Below are 22,550 nucleotides of genomic sequence, written 5' to 3' on the forward strand. Positions count from 1 at the left end.
AAGGGGAGAGCTCGACGAGCTCTCCCCTTTTGCTACATTGTTAATCTAGCTACGCCGTCTTCTTACGTCCAAATAGTTCGTCCCAGTTACTGGCTGCCAAAACTGTTCCGCATACAATTACAACGCAGCAGATTACGGATGCCATGTCGGGAATTGTTCCAAGCAAGATCAGGCCAAAGACCACTGACCATGCCGAATAGGAGATATTCAGAGCCATCGCACGCGCTGCTCCGATTGCCGCAATGCCCTTGTAATAGAACAGATAGGATGCAGTTCCTGCGAGTCCGGCGAGTGCAATAATCAATGTGGGCATGCTTGGGATAGCGCCCAACGTGAAATGCCATGCTCCGAAGAGGGGGAGTACGAGCGCTCCATAAACAAGCGCACTTGTAGTTTCGCGGATTTGCAAAGCTGTTTCGTCATCAACGGCATCATCTTTCATTCCCCATGCGCACAGCACCGCTTCGGATCCCCATCCAATAACGGCAAGCACTGCGCCGAGTAAGCCGAGGGGGGCATTTGCAATCTCGCTCGATCCGGCCGATAGATAGCCCATCGTCATTACACCGCAAAGAGCAACGAGAAGGGAAAGAATCTGGCCTTTGCCCATTTTCTCCTTCAGCAGTACGAAGGAAAGGAATGCTCCGACTGCGGGATAGAAGGCGGAGATGATTGCCGTGTAGGCAGCTCCGATGTTATTAATTGCCAATACGTAGCCGGTCATTCCGATAGGTCCACCGAGTAGGGCGCCGGCGATGACGACCTTGCCCGAACGAGTTTTAAGTGCAGCGAGCGTGTCTTTTAGTCTGCCTCGGACTCCCATGTAGCCAAAGAGCCAAATTGCACAGAAGGCATCATGGAGAAAGGATCCCGCAATGGAGGCGCATGCAAGCGCTTCCGCCGATCCAATATAGGGCGCAAGCGCCAAGCCGATTCCAAGAATTACTGTATCAAGGCCCCAAAGAAGACCGCTAAAAAAGCCGAATTGCATCGTTACTCACCTTTCCGATAGATCTCCAGTGCCTTTTTGAGGTATTTGGCACCGTAATTGAAGTAGATATAGAGCCATTCGCCCACGAAGTCGCCTTCGGCTTCTTTCAGAAGAGACCAGAGGTACCAGCACCATCCTGCAAGGGCAATGTGCGCATAGTTATGCGCAATTTCGTTGTTTGTTGCCTTGCGCCCAAAATATGCATCAAGCGCGCGGTCGACTTCATCTTCGGAAAGCTCGCAGCAGACACTGCATGTTCCAAAATCGTTTGCGTAATCGCTCATGCCAGCATATTCCCAGTCAATGAGATAGTACTTGTCGTTCTCATCGATAAGGAAATTGAGGTAAAAGAAGTCATTGTGGCAAAGGCATTTTGGTGCATTATCGGCCTGTACAAAGTGCTCCAATTCATCGATTTCGGCGGACATTTCCCTGTAGCCTGGAATGTCGATGGGACCTTTTTCCAGAAGAAGTGATTCGTAGCGCTTCGCTTCGAGGTAGAAGTCAAATTCGGTTTCAACATTTGCACCACTCTCGTGAAGCGAACGACACATCTGCATCATTCGATTCATTTGGGCAGGATCATGCGGGTCAGGCTGCTTTGCGTTGGGTACAAACTTCGAAATTTTCCAACCACGCTTTGGGTCCTCATGAATGAACGTGTCGTCAAGGCCGAGCTCCTTGGCCTTTTTAAGTGCGGCTACTTCTCCATTTCTGTTAATAAGCAGTTCGGTCCCGACTCCCGGATGGCGGTAAACGTACTCTCCGTCATTGGTTCTAAAGTGGCACGATAGATTCGTAAGACCTTGTTTAAGGGGATAAACGTCGTGAATCTCTGATTTGGAGCAGCCGAGCACTTGCTCGATGTTATCGAAAATATCGGAGTCAACGTTTTCGATAAAATGCGGATCAAAGGCACGCAGCTCATCAAGAGAATCGAATTCGTTGATCTCGCCCTCAGGATACTTCTTGATCATCATATCGAGCTCCTTGATGTGCTCGATATATAGATCTTCCCAAAGCTTGTCCGTTGTTTCGGGCTTGTCATATTCCGCTTCAAGAATCTGCTTAAACACAAGCGAGAAGGCTTTATCAAAGTAAACATGTCCGAGCATATACCATGCATCGGAACCACCGATCGTAACATTGGTGATTCTATCCATTGCTCCCGTTTGAATGCACCATTCTTTGGTGGCGCCTTCAGCATATTGAGCAGAATAAAATGCTTTCCAAACATATGCCTCAAACGGATTGTTTAGAAGGTAATCATCGCTTGAGCAAATGTAGGTGTTGCCAAGTCGCTCTTTTACGCACATAAGCGATGCGTGGTTATTTTTGGATGCATATTCGTTGTTGACGACAATCGAAACGCCGAACTTGCTTTCAAGATAGAAGAAATACTCTTTTTTATAACCGACAACGACGGTGATATTGCTGATACCCGCGTCTTGCAGCTGCCTAATCTGACGCTCAATGAGGATCTCGCCACGTACTTTTAAAAGGCCTTTGGGCTTTTCATACGAAATGGGAGCAAAGCGGCTCGAAAGCCCCGCAGCCAATATCACTGCGTTTTCAACCTTATAGGGGTGAAGTGCTTCGTAACCGTTGTCGGTTAGGCTGTCCGATTCGAGAAGGCCTTCGTTCGTGAGCTCTCTATTTGCTGCGTTTACTGATCCAAGTGAAAGGCCAGTGCGCTCGGCAACTTCTCGCTGGCTGGCATATGGGTTCTTTAGGTATTCGTATAGAACTGTAAAGTTACGCTTGGTCAGTTCCACTGCAGGCCTCCAATTAAGATGTTCAATGCTTAGGAAAAGAATAGAATGATTGAACGATATGTTCAATTTAATTAATTATCTACACAGACTGAACAGACAGTAACGAAAATCAATCTTGGAATGTGGACTAAAATAGATAACTGAGATATTTGGGAGGGTCGCTTATGTATCGATTCAAAAAGAAGGCCGCGCTTGTTTGTGCTGTCGCGTCATTAATCACTGCTTGCTGCTCGCCCCTGAGTGCGAATGTCGCGTTTGCACAGGATTCCGTTGAGGCTCAGAGTATTGAGTCAAAAGCGGATTTTTCTTCTGTGGTTTCCGATGATTTGCAACCTGATATTTCTTCCGTCATAAAAGATGGCTGGCAACGAGACGAGTCGTCTGGAGTTTGGTATTACGGAAAAAACGGTAAACACCAAACTGGCTGGCTGCAAAGCGGGGGCTATTGGTATTGGCTTGATCCAGCCAATGATGGTGCAATGCAGACAGGTTATTTCAATGTGACCGATGCTGGCGGATCGACTGCTTCGTTTTATGCGAATGACTGTAATGCCGCAACGCCTTTTGGCGCGCTATATCAAAACTGCTGGCTACGCAACTCAGATGGGAAATGGTTTTATGCCAATGCTGGAGGCGATTTAGCTGCTGGTTGGTTTTACCAAAACGGCACATGGTATTACCTAGATCCTGCCACCCATGTAATGCAGGTTGGTTTTGTCGACCTTGGGACCGGGAAATACTATTTAGATGCCTCTGGTGCTATGAAAACCGGCTGGATTCTCGTTGACGGGAATTGGTACTGGGCTTATTCATCGGGTGCCCTTGCTTCGTCATGGCAGACGATAGGTGGGGCTCGCTATTATTTTGACTCACAGACGTTCATCATGTTCAAGGGTCGTCAAAAGATTGGTGGAAGAACCTACATTTTTGGTGACTATGGCCTCGCAAATGGATGGTACAAAGACGGAGCAGATTGGTATTATTGCTCGAACGGTATTGCGGCCACTGGCTGGAAACTTGTTAACGACACTTGGTATTATCTCGACCCAGCTTCCGACGGCAAAATGTTCGTTGGGTATTTAGACCTTGGTAACGCAGCATATTATTTGAATACCAATGGGGCCATGGCTGTTGGCTGGGCTCAGTCCGAGAACGGCTGATATCTAGCCTCCCAATCTGGCTCACTTATTTCAGGCTGGTGTAAAGAAGGCGCAAGCTGGTATTACCTGGACCCTGTTAGCCATCTCATGAAAACGGGCTTATTCGAGGTGGGCGGCAACGATTGTTTTGCAAACCAGAGCGGTAGGCTTGTGGTTTCAAGCTGGGTTACCGTTAATGATGGCGTTGAGAGATACGCTGATGATAATGGATATCTTTGCAAGGATGTGATTTGCGAAAACGGCACTATCCTAAAAACCGCTGGAACTGATGGCTGGCAGGTTGCGTCCGGCTGGGTTAATCTCGCAAATCTAAGGTTTTACGCTGAGCCCGGAACGGGTGCCATCCATCTTGGATGGCTGCAGATTGACGGCGATTGGTATTGGCTTGATGCCGATTCTGGCGTGATGAAGACCGGATGGGTTTTTACTGGCGGTGCATGGTATTACCTAAACGCTGGCGGAAAAATGGCAACTGGTTGGAAATGCCTGAATGGAACATGGTATTACCTTGAGTCCAATGGAAGCATGCATGTTGGCTGGCGTAAAGATTCGGGTAAGTGGTATTGGTTAGACGGCAGCGGCGCTATGGCGACGGGAGCAAGAACCATCGATGGTGTTCGCCGAGTTTTCTGGAGCGATGGCCAGTGCGACAAAGTTGGCTGGCAAAATCCATCCCAGTATCCTCAGGTCAGTTCTTGGACTGTTCAGCTGCCTAGCTATTGCACCGGATACTTTACCTATGTGACCCCTTCTCGCATTTCTGTCGAAGCAACGCGGGAAGATTGCGTGAACGCCTTTATCCAGCGCGCCAATGAGTATATCGGTACGCAATATATTGAGCCTTGGTCTACCGCTCCCGGTGGAGCTGTTGATTGCTCTGGTTTTGTCTTGCAGTGCCTTTATGCTACTGGCATGGATATGGGTGTTTACAACCCTTATAACCATCGCTGGGATCCAAGCCAAACCTACAATTCCATGAATTGGTATCGAAGCAATATCTTTATGCCCGTTAGCACGAACTCGATTCAGCGCGGCGATGTGATTTATTACCGTGGGCATATCGCTATTGCACTTGGCGGCGGTATGATGATTGACTCTTGGCCTCATCAGGGCGTCGGAATTCATCCCATAAGCGCAAGGGGAAATGTGATCGGCGCAGCCCGTCCATTTATTTAATTGCTTTGCTGTAAGACGGTCGATATCGGTTTGGGGGCCTGAAATGAATGTCCGGATTGAGCATCGAATTTGTTGGCGAGTAATCGGCGTGCTAGTATTTGCCGTCTCGTTCTCACTTTTCACCCCTGCGTTTCCGTGCTTTGCTTATGCCGCGGAAGAGGGGATGGACGGCGGCATCGTGGGGTGCGACTCTACAGACGGGTCGGGTGCCTTTGCCGGTGGCGGTTGCCCTCAAGGGTCCAGCGATTATGCTGGCAAAACATCGGAAGATTCGAACCAACAGGTTGTCGAAAGCCAAGAACCGTCGAGGACAGAAAAGCTATTTGGATGGCAATGGAATGGTTTGTCCTGGTATTACTATCTTGACGGCTGTCGTTTGACCGGAATGCAGATTATTGACGACTCGTTGTACTATTTGGACCCCGCTCGTGACGGTGCAATGAGCTGCGGCTGGATTTTTACTGACAATAAGTGGTATTACGCGAGTCCATCAGGCGCTTTGGTAAGTGGCTGGCAGTTTATTGGAGGTCAATGGTACTGGTTTGACTCCCTTAACAGCTGTTCTATGGCTACTGGTCGACGTGTTATTGATGGGCATCCTTATCTTCTTGGAGCCTATGGGCTGATTAATGGATGGTGTCTTGATAACGGTTTATGGTATTGGGGCAGCAATGGCGAAGTTTTAACAGGCTGGCTTCAAGCTGACAATAGTTGGTATTGGCTTGATCCCGCCAATGATGGCGCCATGTCAAGGGGTATCGTTTCCGTTGGTTCGTCTCGTTACTATTTATCTGATTCCGGTGCAATGGTTGTTGGCTGGGCGTTTGATGGGACGGACTGGTATTACGCTGACGGTTCCGGCGCACTTGCATCGGGCTGGCGTTCGGTGAACGGCGCTTGGTATTGGCTCGATGTCGCAAATAACAATAGGATGGTTACCGGCTTTTTTGCCATCGGATCCAATCGGTATCATTTTTCTTCAACGGGAGCGCTGTCACTCGACTGGTTTATGAGCGATGGAGACTGGTATTACGCTGAGCCTTCTCATGCGTCGGGCATTATAAAGACTGGATGGCTGAAAGACGGTAGTCAATACTATTATCTCGATCCTGCCGCCGACGGTAAAATGCTGCTTGGTCATTTTTCTGTAAATGGGAAAAGCTATTATGCAAAAGCTTCAGGCGCTGTTGCTTGTCGTGAATGGGTAGATGTCCGGAACTCGGTTCAGGATGAGCCATCTAAGGCTTTTGCTGGTTCTGATTGCTCATTGTGTGGAGCATTGCGTAATGGAAAACTGTTTACATCAAACGGCGATGGCGAATTGATCGAAGCTCACGGGTTTGTGATGCTTGGAGGCTGTAAGTTCTATGCTGATCCAACCGATGGTTCCCTCTGCGTTGGATGGAAGAGCGTAAATGGAAAATGGTATTTCTTTGATGAGGCGGGCGGCTATGCAAAATCTGGCTGGCTGTACAAGGATGGTTCTTGGTTCTATTTAGATCCGTCCACTTACGTTATGAAAACCGGTTGGGTTGCCGTTAACGGATCTTGGTATTACCTGAATTCGTCTGGTTTCATGCAGACCGGATGGCTCAATCTGGACGGCACCTGGTATTGGCTTGACGCTAGTGGTGCTATGGCTACTGGCTGGCGCGTTGTGGACGGGTCCTGGAATTACTTTATGGCAAACGGCGCTTGGGTGTCTGATTATATGGATGCTAAGGCCCAAAGTTATTCAAGCAATACAAACTGGCTGATACTCGTCGACACTTCGCGCTGTCTTACAAGCATTTATACGGGGTCTAGGGGGAATTGGTCTTTGAACCGTCGATACGTATGTTCCACCGGCAAAGCTAGTACACCTACGGTGTTGGGGGAGTATCAGGTCTATGGCAAGGGCTATTCCTTTGGCCATGGGTAGACTTGCTATTACTACACGCAATTCTATGGCGACTATCTATTCCATTCGTCGCCTTATTACGTTAATAGCAACCGGGTGATGGATCCAACGATGGGCGTTCCGTCGTCTGCTGGATGCGTTCGCCTTGAGATCCAGAACGCAAAATGGATTTACGATAACATCCCTTATGGAACGAAGGTTGTTACGTATTAAAGGAGGAGCAATTTCTGAATCTGATTCATGAGGCTGGGAGGGTTCGAGGAAACCAATTTGCCTGAAGGAGAGGGTGTCCCGACCGACAAGACAGACTAAAAAAGCCCCAGCGTCTATGCTAAGTTCATTGCGAAAGTCTCGCCCCAAGGACATCTTCCTGAATGACATAGCACCAATTGAATTGGGCTAACACCCTTTGCCGCAATACCAAAAGACCTCATCTACTCAACAGTCTTGCTTGAAACAGGATGATAATCTGGATGGAATCGCTTGTCCAAAGTCGTTATTAGGCGTTCATATGTACGGGCCAAGGGATTAATCACCGGATTACCGAATGAGAGAAAGGCTGAGCCGTAATCTAGGATAACGGGTGCTGTGTCCTATTTTTTGGCAAACCTAATGCCGTCAAGCGAATGAATATAGAAATAAGCATATACGAGCACGCCATCGAATTGCTGGCATTCGATACGCTTCTACAATTTACGTGATACAGCATTTATCTTAGAAACGTGAAAGCGCATCGCAAAAAGGGAAAACAGGACAGGCGAAGAACGCGCGCCCCGTCTTCGACAGAAAATTCGGCATCTAAACCATTTGTATTGTTCATAACCACCAGCACCTCATTGCCACGTTCAATGAGTGCGTGCGGCAAACTGTAGGTGAAGTTTTCAATGCCACTTATATGAGGAGGATATAGTGTGGGAAAAAGAACGTAGTGATACCCTATGCTATTTCTCGGACTCCCAAATCTCCCCATCCCCAAAGTCAATTAGAAGGGGTAAATGAGTATGTCGGTCCTCCTCTTTGGGAATGGCACGCCAATCCCCATACATCGTTGTAAGATACTTGTCGGTTAACCTCGGGACAGGATATAGCTTTCCCTCAAATTCCGCATGAGCGAGAGGAAAAATATCATCCACTAGAATAGGATTCATATTTGGCCAAGCAAGAGTTAGGCATTCCTTGCTGACCGTGCCAACGCTGCAATCAGGTATAGAGCGATCGAACTGACGCTGATACTCAAGGGGACCCCTATTGGACGCTTTCTCAATGAAATGTAACGCCTTGCAACCAGCTTTTTCGATAAAGCCAAGGAAGCCTCGATGAGGAACAGTGATATTCCCAGAATGATAAAGGTAAGAACGGCGCTGAGCATTCAAAGCAAGTTTGAGCTGACGAGATCTAAGCTTAGGCTCATCATATAAATAATCGTACGGAAAGACATCAACGAAGATACCCATAGCAGAACCAGAGTCCCTCCCTTCTTGGTTCTCGAAGCGAGTGCCATCCTTATAGACTTTACAGAACATCGCCGCATAGCCAGGAGAATTGCGAGAATCATGGAAGGAATAGCCATCGGGCAATTCAGTAGAAGCAATGCTGCAAAAACGATCGTAATCAGAACGCATCATTCCAATATCAATATCGTCATCCCAAGGTATAAAACCTTTATGGCGCATGGCTCCAAGACAGGTGCCCCCATCAAGCCACCAATTAATTCCGAATTTATCGCAAAGAGAGCCAACTACTTCCAAAATAGAGAGTTCAACAAATTGAAGACGAGTCAGCACACTATCCTCTGTCATAGTAACCTCATACACTAGATAGTAATCGTAAGCAGCTAGTAAAAACTCTTACAACATTATGGAATGGAAAAGTAAAGGGCCTTTCAAGTGGTGAAATAAACCATATACGCCCCACAAGTAGTGCATTAAGGCCACTAGTACCATATATAGGATAATCGGCGAATTAACAATTGCGGTGCACTAAGGATAGACTTTCGACATAAATAGCTATGCGCATAGTGAAGACTGTACATCTATATGCAATTGAGAGCCAACTGTCATCATCGGATTGCGGACGGAATAGATAGGTTTGTTGCGTTTCCGAGAGTAGTCACGCTTTATGTGGAAGGTGTGCCAGAAATCTTCTTACGCTTTAATATAGCGAACGGAAATTTGGCGTTGGATAGCCTTGGCATGTGTAAATTGTTCTGGTCAAGTTTATTATATCTAGAATAAATTAAGTTATTCGAATTTGGATTAAGAGGGAATGTTGAAGGAAAATTCACTTAAGGCAAATATGCTATGGAACTCGATTGGTTCTTTATACTACTCGGGCTGTCAATGGCTTATTACTGTCGTTGTAGCGAGACTGTCTAGCAGCTACGATGCCGCAGGCTTACTTGCGGTGGCAATGTCTGTCTCAAATATCTTTTCACAAATTGGACTTTTCCGAATTAGATCCTATCAGGTTTCCGATATTCATGAGAAGGTATCAGCAGGCGAGTATGTTGGTTTTCGATTAACGACGATTTTTCTTGGATTAATTTTTACGTATATATACATGTATTTCACCTGTTCAAGGGACAGTTATACCGTAATATTCCTTTACCTTGTATTCCGCGCTGGGGATGTTTTCATCGATGTGTTGCATGGAGTTGATCAGCAACATCTCAGAATGGATTATTGCGGTATTTCAATGATAATTCGAGCAACGCTGTTTCTCGCCGCTTTTATCATAGGGCTAGCAAAATTCGATAATCTCAATGTGGCCTTGTTTGCTATGGTTGTGGCTACTTATCCTGTGATTATTTTTGACTATAAGATCGCATCGCAATTTACTGATGTTAGGCCTTCTTTTAATGCCGCGGTTATTAAGCGTCTATTTATGTCATGCCTTCCTGCTGTGGTCGGCATGTCTCTTTGTTCGGTGGTGGTTACATATTCACGTCAATTTCTGGGGGAGTGTTACGGCGCTTCATCATTGGGTATTTATGCAACTGTTTGTACTCCGATTGTAATCATTCAGGCCTGCGCAACCTATGTTTATGCCCCTCTTTTGGGAACTTTTGCTGAGCGATACGAAGCGAAGGACGCGTCGGGGCTTTTTCGACTTGTTTTCAATGTGACTTTATCGATGTGTGTGCTATTTGCTGTTTGTGCGGGCGTTTTCATGCTTTTTGGCAGTCAACTACTCACTATCGTATTTGGGAGTAGGATTGCAGCCAATAGCTATTTAATATATGCGGGTCTTTTTAGTTCTGCGTTTACGGCTCTGGTTGCATTTTTAAGCGATCTTCTAATTAGCGTCCGTGATATGGCCGGTTGTTTTATTGGGAATTGTATTGGGTGCTTCATTTCATTCCCTTTGGCATGGTTTTTGATACCACGAACAGGTTTAAATGGAGCCAGTTATGTAGTCATCATCAGTTACTTCATAGCCTGTAGCATTCTGTTTTCTTTTCTGTCTAAATCTGTCCGTAGTCTTGTCATTGATAATCCAGATAGATAGGCAGCGTATTCGCTGCAGCTTTTCATGGTCTCCGGTATTCGGCGTAGTTCTGAATTCATATTTTGATGCGGACGCGAAATGCTACCAGCAAAACCATATGGTGGACGGTTGAGCAATATGATGATTGAAGGCCCCTGTTCTTATCTATTTAGCAGCGACTGCCTTTGTAGACGGATGGGAGTATAAATACCATGGCTAGTACATACGCGATTTTCTCAGCTCAATATCCTCCTCATATGGGTGGAATTGAGAGTTTTACTCAGAATATGGCGCACGCCCTTGCGGCAAAGGGCGCTTCGGTTATCGTTGTTACCAACGATACCAATTTTGTTGGTTCTGGCATCGAGGATGATTCTGATATTAAAATCCTTCGTCTTTCGTGTTTTCCACTTGTTGATGGACGCTTTCCAATCGCTAAGATCAATAAAGAAAATCTGGATCTTTGGAAATGGCTCGAAGCTCAAGACCTTGACGGCGTTCTGATAAATGCAAGGTTTTACCTTCATTCAATTGCTGGTATTAGATTTGCTCGGCAGAAGGGTCTAAAGCCTGTCGTGCTTGATCATGGGTCGGCTCATCTTTCATTTAGTAATCCAATGCTTGATCCGTTTGTGTGCATGTATGAGCATCTTATTACTGCATGGGGCAAGAGATATAGCCCTGCATATTACGGCGTTTCTCAGAAAAGCATGGAATGGCTTTGGCATTTTGGAATTCAAGCGGAAGGCGTTATTCCAAACGCAATTGACGCAGAAGAATATCGCGAAATGACTTCAGGGCGAGATTTTAGACATGAGCTTAAATTAGGAGAGACTCAATTTATTGTCACCTACATTGGTCGATTCATTCCAGAAAAGGGAATCAAGTCAATAATTGATACTTCGAAAAGCCAACGACTTATTAATCTCGGGGTCCATTTTGTCTTGGCGGGTGATGGGCCAATGTCTTCTGAGGTTGAGCTCGCTCAGGGGGAGTCACTTCACTGGGTGGGACGTCTGTCTGCAGCTGATGTTTCTGCGCTTCTTCAGCAGTCCAATTTACTTTGTCTCCCGACTCGTTCCGAGGGTTTTTCAACAATACTTCTGGAAGCAGCTGCGTGCGGGTGTCCTGCTGTCGTTACTGATGTCGGAGGGGCTCGGGAGCTTATTCCGAGTAGCGAATATGGGACAATTATTCAATCTATGAGTATGGAGTCGGTTGAGCGGGCTATTAATCAAGTTGTGTCAAATCGTTCTTTGTTGAAAGCTCAATCTAAAGCGGTTCGGATGCTTGTCGAATCGAAGCATTCTTGGAGGGATTCTGCTAAATTGCTTTGTTCTGCATTTGCTATTGGCGAATAATTGACCCGGGCGTCCAGATCCCGGGGATTCTATGCTTGTCCAAAAGTAAGCAGTGCATAGCATTCAAGATTTACGCCTTAATGCTATGCACTGCGTCTGTGTTTAGCTATTCATTGCATTGGTTGAGTGATCACAGAATTGCTAGCTTGCAATACGACGTCGCTCTCTATTCATCAACAGCCCTAGTAGTTTTGAGGTATTGGTTAGACCTATAAAGCGTGCGGCGCACCTGCAGATCCGTACCTGTTTTCTGTCGCTGCAACTAAGCAGCCAGCTGCATTTGATGGCTGAGTCTAAAATAACGTTAGCTTCATTTTTACTTAGGGTTCCCGCGTAGCCAAGAAGTACTACATAGAGATAGGCCGCAAAAGCATTCGATGCTGCCTTATTGGTTTTAGATATCATTTCTGTGTTAATGGCTTCGCAATGCTGGTGGAGTATGCCTAAAAGGTCCTTGACGATTTTTGCATCAAGCGGTTTTACACTTTGCGACACGGCGGAATTGCGTCGCCAAACATAAAAAGGGGAGTTATAGAGTTTGACAGACTTAATTTGATACAATAATCTAAAAGACCAGTCACAGTCTTCATTCCTCTTGCCCTCTAAAAAAAATAGATTGTTGTCAACAATCAACTGTCTTTTGACTGTTTTGCTCCATACAGCAGAGCAATATAAGCCCGATTCTATTAACGAGCTTATTGAAGTTGCGAAATCCGAAGAGTTTTGATAAGTATCAATATTATTCGGATTTGAATCAACTATAAGCTCATTCCGGCTCTCCCAATATGAACAAGTGGGATAAATTACAACGTCGGGTTCGTTATCATTGCTAATGAGCTGGTAGAGATCAGATATGGCATTCGAGAATCTCCAATAGTCATCGTTGTCGGTGAATGTAACATATTTCCCCTTTGCCGCTCTAAGTCCTGTGTTTCTAGCAGCAGAAGTTCCGCCGTTTTGTGCCCGCTGGATAAATTTAACTCTTGCATTACTGTTGGCAAAATCTCGACAGATATCCGGGGAATTGTCAGTTGACTGATCATCGACAAGAAGAATTTCAAAATCTTTAAAAGACTGGTTTAAAAGAGAATTGACGCATTCAGACAAGTACTGGGTGGAATTATATACAGGGATAATAATTGAAAGGAACATTCGATTTCTCCTATTAACTATGGTCTACGATTTTGCATTTTACAACAGCCGTGAAAGACGCACTCAAGTGTAGTTGTTTGCCAATTTGACTACATCATCTAATAATTGGCCTTGATTCGCATCAATTGATTTATTAGATTCAGTAGTCAATCTGTACGTTGCGTTTCAACTGTATTGATCCAAATCTCAGTAGTCTCTATATATAAATTCTATTTAAGATTATAATATCCAAGCCTATACTCTGAATATTAACTTCCATTAGTAAACTTCTGTTAAGGATTGTTATGAATAATAGCCCTAGCGTTTTGGTCATAATTCCAGCTTATAACGAAGAGGCTAATATACTTCACACGGTTCAGTCAGTTATGCAATTTGGCTATGACTACCTTGTGGTTAATGACGGCTCTACGGATAAGACTCTCCAGATATGTGAAGAGAACCACCTTAATGTGCTTGATTTGCCACAGAATCTTGGTATTGGCGGTGCAGTCCAGGCTGGGCATAAATACGCTCGACAGTTTGGCTATGATATCGATGTTCAAGTGGATGGCGATGGCCAACACGACCCCAACTACATCGGCGCTCTTATTGAAAAGATTCAATCCGGCTCCGATATTGTTGTTGGGTCTAGGTTTTTAATACCGACGACCGGTTTTCAGTCCTCTTTTTTAAGGCGAATTGGCATAACCTGGTTTTCAAATGTAATCAGGTTGGTTTCTCGACGGAGAATTACAGACCCGACTTCAGGTTTTAGGGCTTGTAATAAAAAGGCCATTGAGCTTTTCTGTAATAAGTATCCTTCTGACTATCCTGAGCCTGATTCTATTGTTTATGCGCTCGCTCAGGGCTTAGATGTAACAGAGGTTTCAGTTGTTATGAAGGAACGACAGGGCGGCACTTCTTCTATTTCTGGTTTTTCCAGCGTTTACTATATGATCAAGGTTACGTTAGCTATTTTTATATCCGCCTACTCAAAATAGGAGTTGATAATGTCTGTATCAATACGGATCGCCATAGTATTCGCTTGCTTGTTATTGGCTCTTTATGTCATTCGTCTCGTGTCGACCGATAAACTTCAATTACGCTACTCCCTTTTATGGCTAGCTTTGGTCGTTACCCTTTTATTATGTAGTATTTTCCCTGTGCCGATTTATTTCCTTTCTTCCTTTTTTGGCTTTGTAACGTCTGCCAATTTTATTTTTGTCGCTGGTTTTATTTTCGTAATTTTAATCTTGCTGTCTCTATCTGTGACCGTTAGTAGGCAAGCGCTTGCGATTAAAAATCTGACACAAAAAATAGCATTGCTCGAAAAGAATAGCAGTTCCAGCTAGTTTTGGTATCTGCGTAGGGGATTAGGGATTGTCTCTATATGCAGTATGGATGGACATCTTCGAAGTCGAGATGCCGCAAATTTAACTATTGTTTTTAGATGACAGTCTCCCGTTCGCTTTTTAAGACTTATTTCAGCGACTTCTATTTCGCAATAAGATTTTGGTTTCAAAGGATTTCCATGACAAGTTTTGTAAGATTTAAGACTGCATTCATTGTGTTCGCCGTTTTTTTTGCATTCTATTCAGTCTATTGGTATCTAAATAATCCGAGATTACTTACACTGTTTACAATTACGATTTCGTTGATTCTAATTCTTGGCCTTTGTGCTGCATATGCAAAGGAATACTATCGTCTTAAAAGTGAATGGGTATTTTTGGCGCTGCTTATAGCGTTTCTAATTATTTTTGTCTTTATCTTTCCTCCGTTTACGGTTCCGGATGAAGGCCATCATTTTTTTTCATCTTATTGGTTGGTTGATAATCTTCCATATAATGCACATGTTACAAATAATGGTGGCTTCCTAGTACGGGATATCGATCTTTCCCTTTATAAGAATCGCCAGAGTAACGCCATTGACTCCTCTTCATTTGATTCGATTATTCAGAATTTTACTCTGTTTGAGAATGGGAAGTGGACTCCGTTCAATGAGTTCTCATTTAGCGTCGGTAGTGAGAATGTTACTGCGAAAATAGGATCTATCGTTGGTCTGCAAATCGGTCTGTTTTTCGGACTTGGTGCCTATCCTGTGTTCTATATGGGGCGCATTGGTTCGGCTCTGGTTTTTTGCTTTTGTGCGTTCCAGGCATACAGGATTGCACCTAAGGGCAAATCGATTATTGTTTTTGTTTCGCTGCTGCCTATGACGCTTCACTTGGCTGCTTCATACTCTTATGATTCAGGAATTATTGCGTACTCGCTTTTAGTATTCGCTTGTCTAATGCGCGGTTTTTTTGGAGAGCAGAAATCAATAGGTTGTAAAGAAATCGTCATCTATTTAATTATTTCGGCGTTTTTGGCTCCGTGTAAGGTTATTTATTCTGGGCTGATATTACTTGGTTTGCTTGTGCCCCTTTCGCAGTTCCAAGATGTGAAAGTCGGACGTATCGGTAAGTGCACACTAATCTTTGCTGTTATAGCCTCCGTTCTAGTGCTGCGCCTAGCATCAATGAGCACATTGGTATCTCAGTCTTCAGATGTCTCTCGTGGCCAAGAGATTGGGCGGTTTTATACGCTCAGTGACATCATCATGCATCCAAAGAATAGCTTCCAGGTCTTTTTTAGGACATTAGATTCCCTAGGAGATTTTTATTGGGAATCCACCTTAGGGTATTCGCTTGGATGGCTCCAAAAAAACTTGCAGTTTCCAACCTTTTTTATGATTCCTTATTTGTTGTTTGGGTTTATTTGTTGTTTGGATTCCGAAGATGAGCCCTCTTTTCTCAGCCCCATTTGTTCCATTCTGTTTATTATCGCTTTTGCTTTGGCTGCCCTTGGTTCCATTGTATCTATGTGGTTGGGCTGGACGTTCAATTACGAGAATGTAATACAGGGTGTTCAAGGACGATATTTTCTTCCTGTTCTACCAGCTTTGTTGTTTGGGTCGAGAACGCGCTTGTTTAAATTCAACTCATCTTCGCTTTCTGTCGTCTCTTTTGGCATGTGCGTGATGAATTGTTTATATCTTATTCGTTTTATTAGTATTGCATCCTGTGTGTAGGCCTTTGCGTAATGCTCTCGGGTTTTTCTTCTATCTAACTGTTTAGATAACAGGCGATGATTCGGACGCCGCAGGGTCCCCGAAAGCTATGCTTTTACAAGCCAAGCAGAGACTTTGACCGAGCGCTAGGTTGGCATGCGAGAGGCCAACATGAGGCCGTGCCGCGGGGCGGACCGCAGGTAGCAAAACGGCACCGGAGCCCATGTCGGGCCCGGTGCCCAAGCGCGATATCGACGGCGCAGTTTCGCGATATTCAACAGCGCCCAAATGAGTAAATACTCATTATCTATAAATGATAGTAACGATTCGCGGGTTCCCCGACGGTGAAGTTTGGATTCATATAAGGATCGCCTTCGACGTAATACTTAGCCCATCGATAGTTCATGTATGCGACCTCTTTGTGGAAGCGAATCTGCTTCTCCGTATTGTTTTCAACTCCTCTAGAAATCGACTCGTAGTGATAGAGCTCGACTTCGGGTGTGTATACAATCAGGTCGTTGATCTCGCGTAGCTTTAAGCAAAAGTCAACATCATTAAATGCAACTTGAAGCTCTTCCGTGAAACCCCCGACTTTCTCATATTCGCTACGCTTGGTCATTATGCAAGCTGCAGTGACGGCGCTGAAGTCTTGTTGTGCATCGTTGAGTGCAAAGTATCCCCAGTTATCCCTTGGCATGCTTTGGCAAAGATGCCCTGCCACGCCGCCAGTGACGCATAAGCCCGCGTGCTGAATGGTGTTGTCGGGATAGTAGAGTTTTGCACCAACTGCGCCAACATCCTCACGTGCGCAGATGCCAAGCATGGTTTCTATCCAATTGGGCGTAATTACCTCTGTATCGTTATTCAACAGTAAGAGATAGTTTCCTTTGGCGTGAGCAACGCCAAAGTTCATGAGCTTGGAGAAATTGAATTCGTGTTCCCAAGTTACAAGACGAACGATATCGGGATATTTTGCTTGCAACTTATCGTAATAATCGAACGTCGCCTTTTCTGTGCTGTTGTTTTCGATTATGACAAGCTCGAAATTGTCGTACGTTGATTTCTCAACAATTGACTTAATGCAGTTGTCCAGAATGTCGGCGTGGTCTTTAGTCGGAATGATAATCGACACGAGCGGATGGGAATCTGGCACGGCGTAGGTTACTTTATATGTAAAGGGGCGACGTGCCTGTTCGACCGTTGCGTTGAGCCCAAGCCTGTCCAAATGACTCTGGACCGCTTTGATACCTGCGATAGTGGCATACGGCTTGCTATCGGCATTTGCTGCGGTGGAGGTCTCGCTTAGGCGCCAGTGATATAGAACCTTTGCAACATGATGAACTTTCCTTGCCTTTTCCACGGCGCGGAGAGTCAGATTATGATCCTGTGCTCCATCGAACTCTTTCGTGTTCGGTTCTAGAGTGTCAAGCAGAGACTTACGGATGGTAAGCATATGGCAGATATAGTTATTGTTTCTGAGCAGATCGATATTGAAATCCGGCTTAAAGAACGGCTGCGCTAGCTTTCCATCGGGCATGAGTTTATCTTCATCACAATAAAGAAGATCGACGTCATTATTGTTTTCAATTGCCTCGGCATATGAGAACAGCAAGTCCGGTTCAAGAATGTCGTCATGGTCAAAGAAACAGACGAAATCACCCGAAGCGATGGCAACGCCGGCGTTTGTATTTTCGGAAATGCCCTTATTCTCGGTAAGGTTAATTGATTTAATTTTGTTGTCGTGGGCCGTCTCCTGCTCAACGCGAGCCTTTAATTCCTGATTGTCAGGACTCGCATTAACTAGGATGAGCTCCCAGTTTGCATAAGACTGGTTTTTTACAGATTCGGCCATATCGTTAAAGAATGAAATGGGCGTGTTGTAAAGAGGGACAATGATGCTGAACTTCGGAGCGCAGTCGAAGACGATTTTTCTCTGCTTCTCCAAAGCGCCGATGGTGGCCTTATGCTCCGTGAACCATTCGGGGTATTCAGGATCGAACTGCGCATGGGTAAAGAGGAAGTTGGTCTCCTCAAGAAGCAAGCCTAATTTATCGGGCGTTAAGCAGTCAAACGCACTGAATGATGGGTGATTTTGATCGTCAATAACAAAGTAGTAACGATCGAACGCCTTTGGCATGCGAATCGAGAGCTGCGTTTCAAGTTGCTTTTTCTCGGACGTAAATCCAACGCTTGTTACATTCGACCCGAAATTGACGATGCTCAAATCAACTTCATTGAGGGCTCGATCGAGGCAACGCAGTTTGATTTTGGAGTCGTTACGATAAGGTGTTCTCACCGTGCACCTAAGGATATAGTCGCTTGAATCTTCGATGCACTGCCAAAAATCAATCGTTGCCATGTCAAACTCTGAAACGTCATCGTAGTTTCGGAGTTTGCTGCACATGTCAGGTTTAATTTTGTAGTTAAGGCGCGACTCCCATTTGATGTTCTTGCAATTTAGCGAAAGGGAGTCGCTGCTCAGGGTGCGACCGTCTTGGCCGATTTCGCTAAACTCAATTTTGATGGCGCGAGCATCGGGATCGGGGATTACAAGGACGTATGAGTTCGAATCACAGCTATTGTCCCGGAATTTTAGGAGGGATAAAGGCAAGCAGCGGTTATCGTCTGTAGCCGCCTGGGCTCTTACGCTGGAGCCTTTATGGATGCCTTCAATCTTAAGCTGCTGGTAGATTTTCCAGTTTCCTCTGCATACTCCGGTTGTTTCGACTCGCATTGTTTGCCTTTCGTTTGTTGGACACTGCTCATTGTACTTTTTCATTTGTTGCCTCGCTAGAAATGCAGAAAGAGTTGCGTGTTTCTGCTGTCCGATTTAAATAAGAAGACGGGGAGGTTGCTGCCGGTGCGTATAATTTAATTAACTATGCATCTGTAATCAGCGGCTTTTGCTCAACGATTGTCAATCGAGAGGATTTTTATGAAAGGCATCATCCTCGCCGGCGGGTCCGGCACGCGCCTGTACCCGCTCACGCTCGTGACCTCCAAGCAGCTGCTGCCGGTCTACGACAAGCCCATGATCTACTACCCGCTTAGCACCCTCATGCTGGCGGGCATCCGGGACATCCTGGTCATCTCCACGCCGACCGACCTGCCCAACTTCGAGCGCCTTCTCGGGGACGGCTCGCGCTACGGCGTGAACCTGTCCTACGCCGAGCAGCCGAGCCCCGACGGCCTGGCCCAGGCCTTCACCATCGGCGAGGACTTCATCGCCGGCGAGCCGTGCGCCCTGGTGCTCGGCGACAACATCTTCTACGGCAACGGCCTGTCGCGCCACCTGACGCGCGCCGTCCAGAACGCCGAGTCGGGCCGCGCCACGGTCTTCGGCTACCACGTGGACGACCCCGAGCGCTTCGGCGTCGTGGAGTTCGATGGGGAGGGCCGTGCCGTCTCCATCGAGGAGAAGCCCGCCGAGCCCAAGAGCTCCTACGCCGTCACCGGCCTGTACTTCTACCCGGGCGACGTGGCCGCCAAGGCGCATGGGGTCCAGCCCTCCGAGCGCGGCGAGCTGGAGATCACCGACCTCAACCGGATGTACCTGGAGGAGGGGACGCTCTCCGTCGTGACCCTCGGCCGCGGCTACGCGTGGCTCGACACCGGCACCATGGAGAGCCTCCACGAGGCCGCGGAGTTCGTCCGCGCCGTGGAGCACTCGCAGGACCTGCCGGTGTCCGTGCCCGAGGAGATCGCCTGGGAGAACGGCTGGATCACGACAGCCGAGCTCGAGGAGGCGGCCAAGGCCTACGGCAAGTCGGTCTACGGCCAGCACCTGAAGAAGGTCGCCGCCGGCGAGATTGTCAACAGCCCGCGCGAGTACTAGCGTCTTCTTGCTTTCTTTTAGGGGCCACCGTTATCTGGTGGCCCCTTTCGTTATGATTACGGTGACCATATAGCCAATATGATTGGGAGTGGATGTGTTAAGCGTCTACTTTGGCGATATGCCAGAAGCGATTTACAACACAGCGACATATTTCAAAAACTCTTACCGGTCTTCTTGGATCACGGACCCCTATGCGGTTTCGATAATTAAGGATGTCGACCGATCGGACGTTGTCTCCGAAAACGTCATCGAAAGCCCTGTGCTTGGGCCTATTTCGCCGCTCCAGCTTTCTGGTGGCGTGAAAACGTTGTTGCTTATGAAGTTCGATCGTAAGCATATTTTTAATGCTTCAACCTGTGGCGATAACTGTGCTAAGTGGATTCTCGACATGGCGAAAGACCGCAAACTCGTTATCAACCTCTATCATGTGATGGACTTTGGTCGCGAGGACTTCAAAATCAAAGTCGTGAACAGCGGCAACATCGCTCATAACATGGCTGAATTAATCCACGAGTCGATTCCGTACCTGTAGGTGCTGCTTATGAACGGTTCGCATCTCGTTAAGATTTCCCGCCGTAGGGGAACCAAGTATACATTCACTATTAAGCGGAATATCACTATCGTGCGCGGTAATAGCGGTACCGGCAAGACGACGCTGTTTGACATGGTCGCGGACTATATGCGTATGGGTGAGCAGTCGGGCGTTTCTCTGCAATGCGATTGTCCTTGCGTTGCCTTGACTGATTATGACTGGAGAAATCAGCTTTCGTCCGTTCATGATTCGATTGTATTTGTCGACGAGGGCTTAAAAGAGATTCATTCCGATGTTTTTGTTCATCATGTATTGTATTCCTCGAACTACTTCGTGCTGATCTCAAGGGCTGACTTCCCCAATCTTCCGTATAGCGTGGATGAGATATACAAGATTAAGACGAGCGGAAAATACCATTCTTTCGTCCCTGTTTATCAAGATCGCGGGAATCACCGTTACGCTATTTCCCGGTCAGCGCCAAAGCAGGACTTTTCCATCCTTCTATGCGAGGACAGTAAGTCTGGTTTTCAGTTCTTTGAACGGCATTTCGCTGGCCGTGAGCTTAATTGTGCTTCGGCTATGACGAACAGCGCGATTTTGGGGTGGTTGGATCAGCATCTCGATGATCGCGTGTTTGTTGTTGCGGACGGAGCGGCATTTGGGTGCCATGCGGACCGCGTCCTTAAGCTGCAAGACATTCATCGCGATACTGTTACGGTTTGTCTTCCCGAGTCATTCGAGTGGCTTCTGCTGAGCTCTGGCGTAATTTCAAGGTTAGATGTTAAGGCGGTTTTGGAAACCCCAGAAGCCTTTGTAAACAGTGAGAAGTTTAAAAGCTGGGAAGACTTCTTCTATAAGTACTTACGCGATAAAACTGGGAATTCGGTCTTCCGGTACGACAAAGACTGCATTCCGGAGGCGTTTTGTAGGGGAAGTAATTCTGCGAAGGTCATGGCTCTTATCGCATGCCGAAATGTCCGATAGTTTTGTTGAATAGTGCCGCGGCGTCACTTCCTGCGGCATACTAAAGAAGCTGTACTTGCTTCAGATTGGATTTTCATGTCTGAGATTTTTGAACCTAAGAACATCATCGTCACGGGCGGCTGCGGCTTCATCGGCAGCAACTTCGTGCACTACGTCGTGAACAACCACCCGGGCGTCCACGTCACCGTCCTGGACAAGCTGACCTACGCCGGCAACCCCGAGAACATCGCGGGGCTGCCCGAGGACAGGGTCGAGCTCGTCGTCGGTGACATCTGCGACGCGGAGCTGCTCGATAGGATCGTCCCCGGCCACGACGCGATCGTGCACTACGCCGCCGAGAGCCACAACGACAACTCCATCGCCGACCCGGAGCCCTTCCTGCGCACCAACGTCGAGGGCACCTTCCGCCTCCTGGAGGCCGTCCGCAAGCACGGCATCCGCTACCACCACGTCTCCACCGACGAGGTCTACGGCGACCTGGCGCTCGACGACCCCGCCAAGTTCACCGAGGAGACGCCGTACCACCCGTCCTCGCCGTACTCGAGCACCAAGGCGAGCTCCGACATGCTCGTGCGCGCCTGGACCCGCACCTATGGCCTGCGCACCACGATCTCCAACTGCTCCAACAACTACGGCCCCTACCAGCACGTGGAGAAGTTCATCCCGCGCCAGATCACCAACATCATCGACGGCGTGCGCCCCAAGCTCTACGGCCGCGGCGAGAACGTCCGCGACTGGATCCACACCGAGGACCACTCCTCGGCCGTCTGGGACATCCTCACGAAGGGCGAGATGGGGGAGACCTACCTCATCGGAGCCGACGGCGAGAAGAACAACATCACGGTCCTGCGCATGATCCTCGAGGCCATGGGCCGCGACCCCGAGGACTTCGACTGGGTCGCCGACCGCCCCGGCCACGACCGCCGCTACGCCATCGATAGCACGAAGCTCCAGCGCGAGCTGGGCTGGAGGCCGGCCCACACCGACTTCGCCGAGGGCCTGAAGCAGACCATCGGCTGGTACGTGGAGAACGAGTCCTGGTGGCGACCGGCCAAGGAGGCCACCGAGGCCCGTTACAGGGCGCAGGGGCAGTAGGCCCGGATTCCCGGACGTTTACCTTTTCGAGCGCCCCTCGCGGTGCCGCAGGGCATGGGGATGATCCTGCGGCAC

General features: G+C 47.3%; 17 protein-coding genes and 1 pseudogene. 13 read left to right on the forward strand and 5 right to left on the reverse strand.

Translation table 11 applies throughout. From position 1 onward, the window contains the following. Positions 1–49 precede the first annotated feature (49 nt). Both DWV20_RS08585 and DWV20_RS08590 read right to left on the reverse strand, forming a co-directional pair. A complete protein-coding gene (locus tag DWV20_RS08585; RefSeq protein WP_117655878.1) occupies positions 50–991 on the reverse strand; it encodes a DMT family transporter in 942 nt (313 codons plus the stop codon). A gap of 2 nt (positions 992–993) precedes the next feature. Continuing rightward, positions 994–2,766 (reverse strand): phosphotransferase, encoded by a 1,773-nt coding sequence (locus DWV20_RS08590; RefSeq protein ID WP_199573644.1) that lies wholly within the window; start codon positions 2,764–2,766, stop codon positions 994–996. Between the two features lie 164 nt (positions 2,767–2,930). Between DWV20_RS08590 and DWV20_RS08595 the strand changes: the two genes are divergently transcribed. From DWV20_RS08595 to DWV20_RS10210, 4 genes and pseudogenes are all read left to right on the forward strand, one after another. Next, complete coding sequence (locus DWV20_RS08595) at positions 2,931–3,926, forward strand: N-acetylmuramoyl-L-alanine amidase family protein (RefSeq protein WP_117877447.1); 996 nt, start codon at positions 2,931–2,933, stop codon at positions 3,924–3,926. A gap of 108 nt (positions 3,927–4,034) precedes the next feature. Then, positions 4,035–5,102 (forward strand): C40 family peptidase, encoded by a 1,068-nt coding sequence (locus tag DWV20_RS08600; protein WP_158566366.1) that lies wholly within the window; start codon positions 4,035–4,037, stop codon positions 5,100–5,102. Positions 5,103–5,265: 163 nt separating this feature from the next. Further along, positions 5,266–7,023: a hypothetical protein gene (locus tag DWV20_RS08605; protein ID WP_158566368.1), complete on the forward strand. Its 1,758-nt coding sequence runs from the start codon at positions 5,266–5,268 to the stop codon at positions 7,021–7,023. 21 nt (positions 7,024–7,044) lie between these two features. Next, positions 7,045–7,215 (forward strand): annotated as a pseudogene (locus DWV20_RS10210) (L,D-transpeptidase family protein); the annotation flags it as partial. A 728-nt stretch (positions 7,216–7,943) separates the two neighbouring features. Here the strand turns inward: DWV20_RS10210 and DWV20_RS08615 are convergent. Further along, the gene (locus tag DWV20_RS08615) at positions 7,944–8,801 is read right to left on the reverse strand and encodes a phosphorylcholine transferase LicD (RefSeq protein ID WP_117877441.1); all 858 of its coding nucleotides are present in this window, start codon (positions 8,799–8,801) and stop codon (positions 7,944–7,946) included. A gap of 466 nt (positions 8,802–9,267) precedes the next feature. Between DWV20_RS08615 and DWV20_RS08620 the strand changes: the two genes are divergently transcribed. Further along, positions 9,268–10,509 carry a polysaccharide biosynthesis C-terminal domain-containing protein gene (locus DWV20_RS08620; protein ID WP_117877439.1) on the forward strand — a complete coding sequence of 414 codons (1,242 nt, stop codon included), beginning with the start codon at positions 9,268–9,270 and terminating at the stop codon, positions 10,507–10,509. A 191-nt stretch (positions 10,510–10,700) separates the two neighbouring features. Continuing rightward, positions 10,701–11,849, forward strand: a complete 1,149-nt coding sequence (locus DWV20_RS08625; RefSeq protein WP_117877437.1) for a glycosyltransferase family 4 protein — start codon at positions 10,701–10,703, stop codon at positions 11,847–11,849. A gap of 141 nt (positions 11,850–11,990) precedes the next feature. Here the strand turns inward: DWV20_RS08625 and DWV20_RS08630 are convergent, their stop codons facing one another. Further along, positions 11,991–13,001, reverse strand: a complete 1,011-nt coding sequence (locus DWV20_RS08630; protein WP_118256815.1) for a glycosyltransferase family 2 protein — start codon at positions 12,999–13,001, stop codon at positions 11,991–11,993. 284 nt (positions 13,002–13,285) lie between these two features. Here DWV20_RS08630 and DWV20_RS08635 point away from each other — a divergent pair, with 284 nt between their 5' ends. The 3 genes from DWV20_RS08635 to DWV20_RS08645 all read left to right on the forward strand — a co-directional run bounded on the left by DWV20_RS08635 (position 13,286) and on the right by DWV20_RS08645 (position 16,050). Continuing rightward, the gene (locus DWV20_RS08635; protein WP_117877433.1) at positions 13,286–13,981 is read left to right on the forward strand and encodes a glycosyltransferase family 2 protein; all 696 of its coding nucleotides are present in this window, start codon (positions 13,286–13,288) and stop codon (positions 13,979–13,981) included. Between the two features lie 9 nt (positions 13,982–13,990). Continuing rightward, on the forward strand, positions 13,991–14,332 hold the full coding sequence (locus DWV20_RS08640) for a DUF2304 domain-containing protein (RefSeq protein WP_117877431.1): 342 nt from the start codon (positions 13,991–13,993) through the stop codon (positions 14,330–14,332). Positions 14,333–14,511: 179 nt separating this feature from the next. Continuing rightward, positions 14,512–16,050, forward strand: a complete 1,539-nt coding sequence (locus tag DWV20_RS08645) for a DUF2142 domain-containing protein (RefSeq protein WP_158565187.1) — start codon at positions 14,512–14,514, stop codon at positions 16,048–16,050. A gap of 286 nt (positions 16,051–16,336) precedes the next feature. Here the strand turns inward: DWV20_RS08645 and DWV20_RS08650 are convergent, their stop codons facing one another. Next, positions 16,337–18,808, reverse strand: a complete 2,472-nt coding sequence (locus tag DWV20_RS08650) for a glycosyltransferase (RefSeq protein ID WP_117877427.1) — start codon at positions 18,806–18,808, stop codon at positions 16,337–16,339. A 156-nt stretch (positions 18,809–18,964) separates the two neighbouring features. Between DWV20_RS08650 and rfbA the strand changes: the two genes are divergently transcribed. The 4 genes from rfbA to rfbB all read left to right on the forward strand — a co-directional run bounded on the left by rfbA (position 18,965) and on the right by rfbB (position 22,475). After that, positions 18,965–19,864: a glucose-1-phosphate thymidylyltransferase RfbA gene (rfbA, locus tag DWV20_RS08655; RefSeq protein WP_117877425.1), complete on the forward strand. Its 900-nt coding sequence runs from the start codon at positions 18,965–18,967 to the stop codon at positions 19,862–19,864. Between the two features lie 94 nt (positions 19,865–19,958). Next, positions 19,959–20,396, forward strand: coding sequence for a DUF4869 domain-containing protein (locus DWV20_RS08660; RefSeq protein WP_117877423.1), 438 nt, complete (start codon positions 19,959–19,961; stop codon positions 20,394–20,396). A gap of 9 nt (positions 20,397–20,405) precedes the next feature. Then, positions 20,406–21,380, forward strand: coding sequence for a hypothetical protein (locus DWV20_RS08665; RefSeq protein WP_117877421.1), 975 nt, complete (start codon positions 20,406–20,408; stop codon positions 21,378–21,380). A 75-nt stretch (positions 21,381–21,455) separates the two neighbouring features. Further along, positions 21,456–22,475, forward strand: a complete 1,020-nt coding sequence (rfbB, locus tag DWV20_RS08670; protein WP_118256816.1) for a dTDP-glucose 4,6-dehydratase — start codon at positions 21,456–21,458, stop codon at positions 22,473–22,475. Positions 22,476–22,550: the final 75 nt, after the last annotated feature.

The sequence above is a fragment of the Collinsella sp. AF02-46-1 genome (assembly GCF_003465825.1).
Lineage (GTDB): Bacteria > Actinomycetota > Coriobacteriia > Coriobacteriales > Coriobacteriaceae > Collinsella.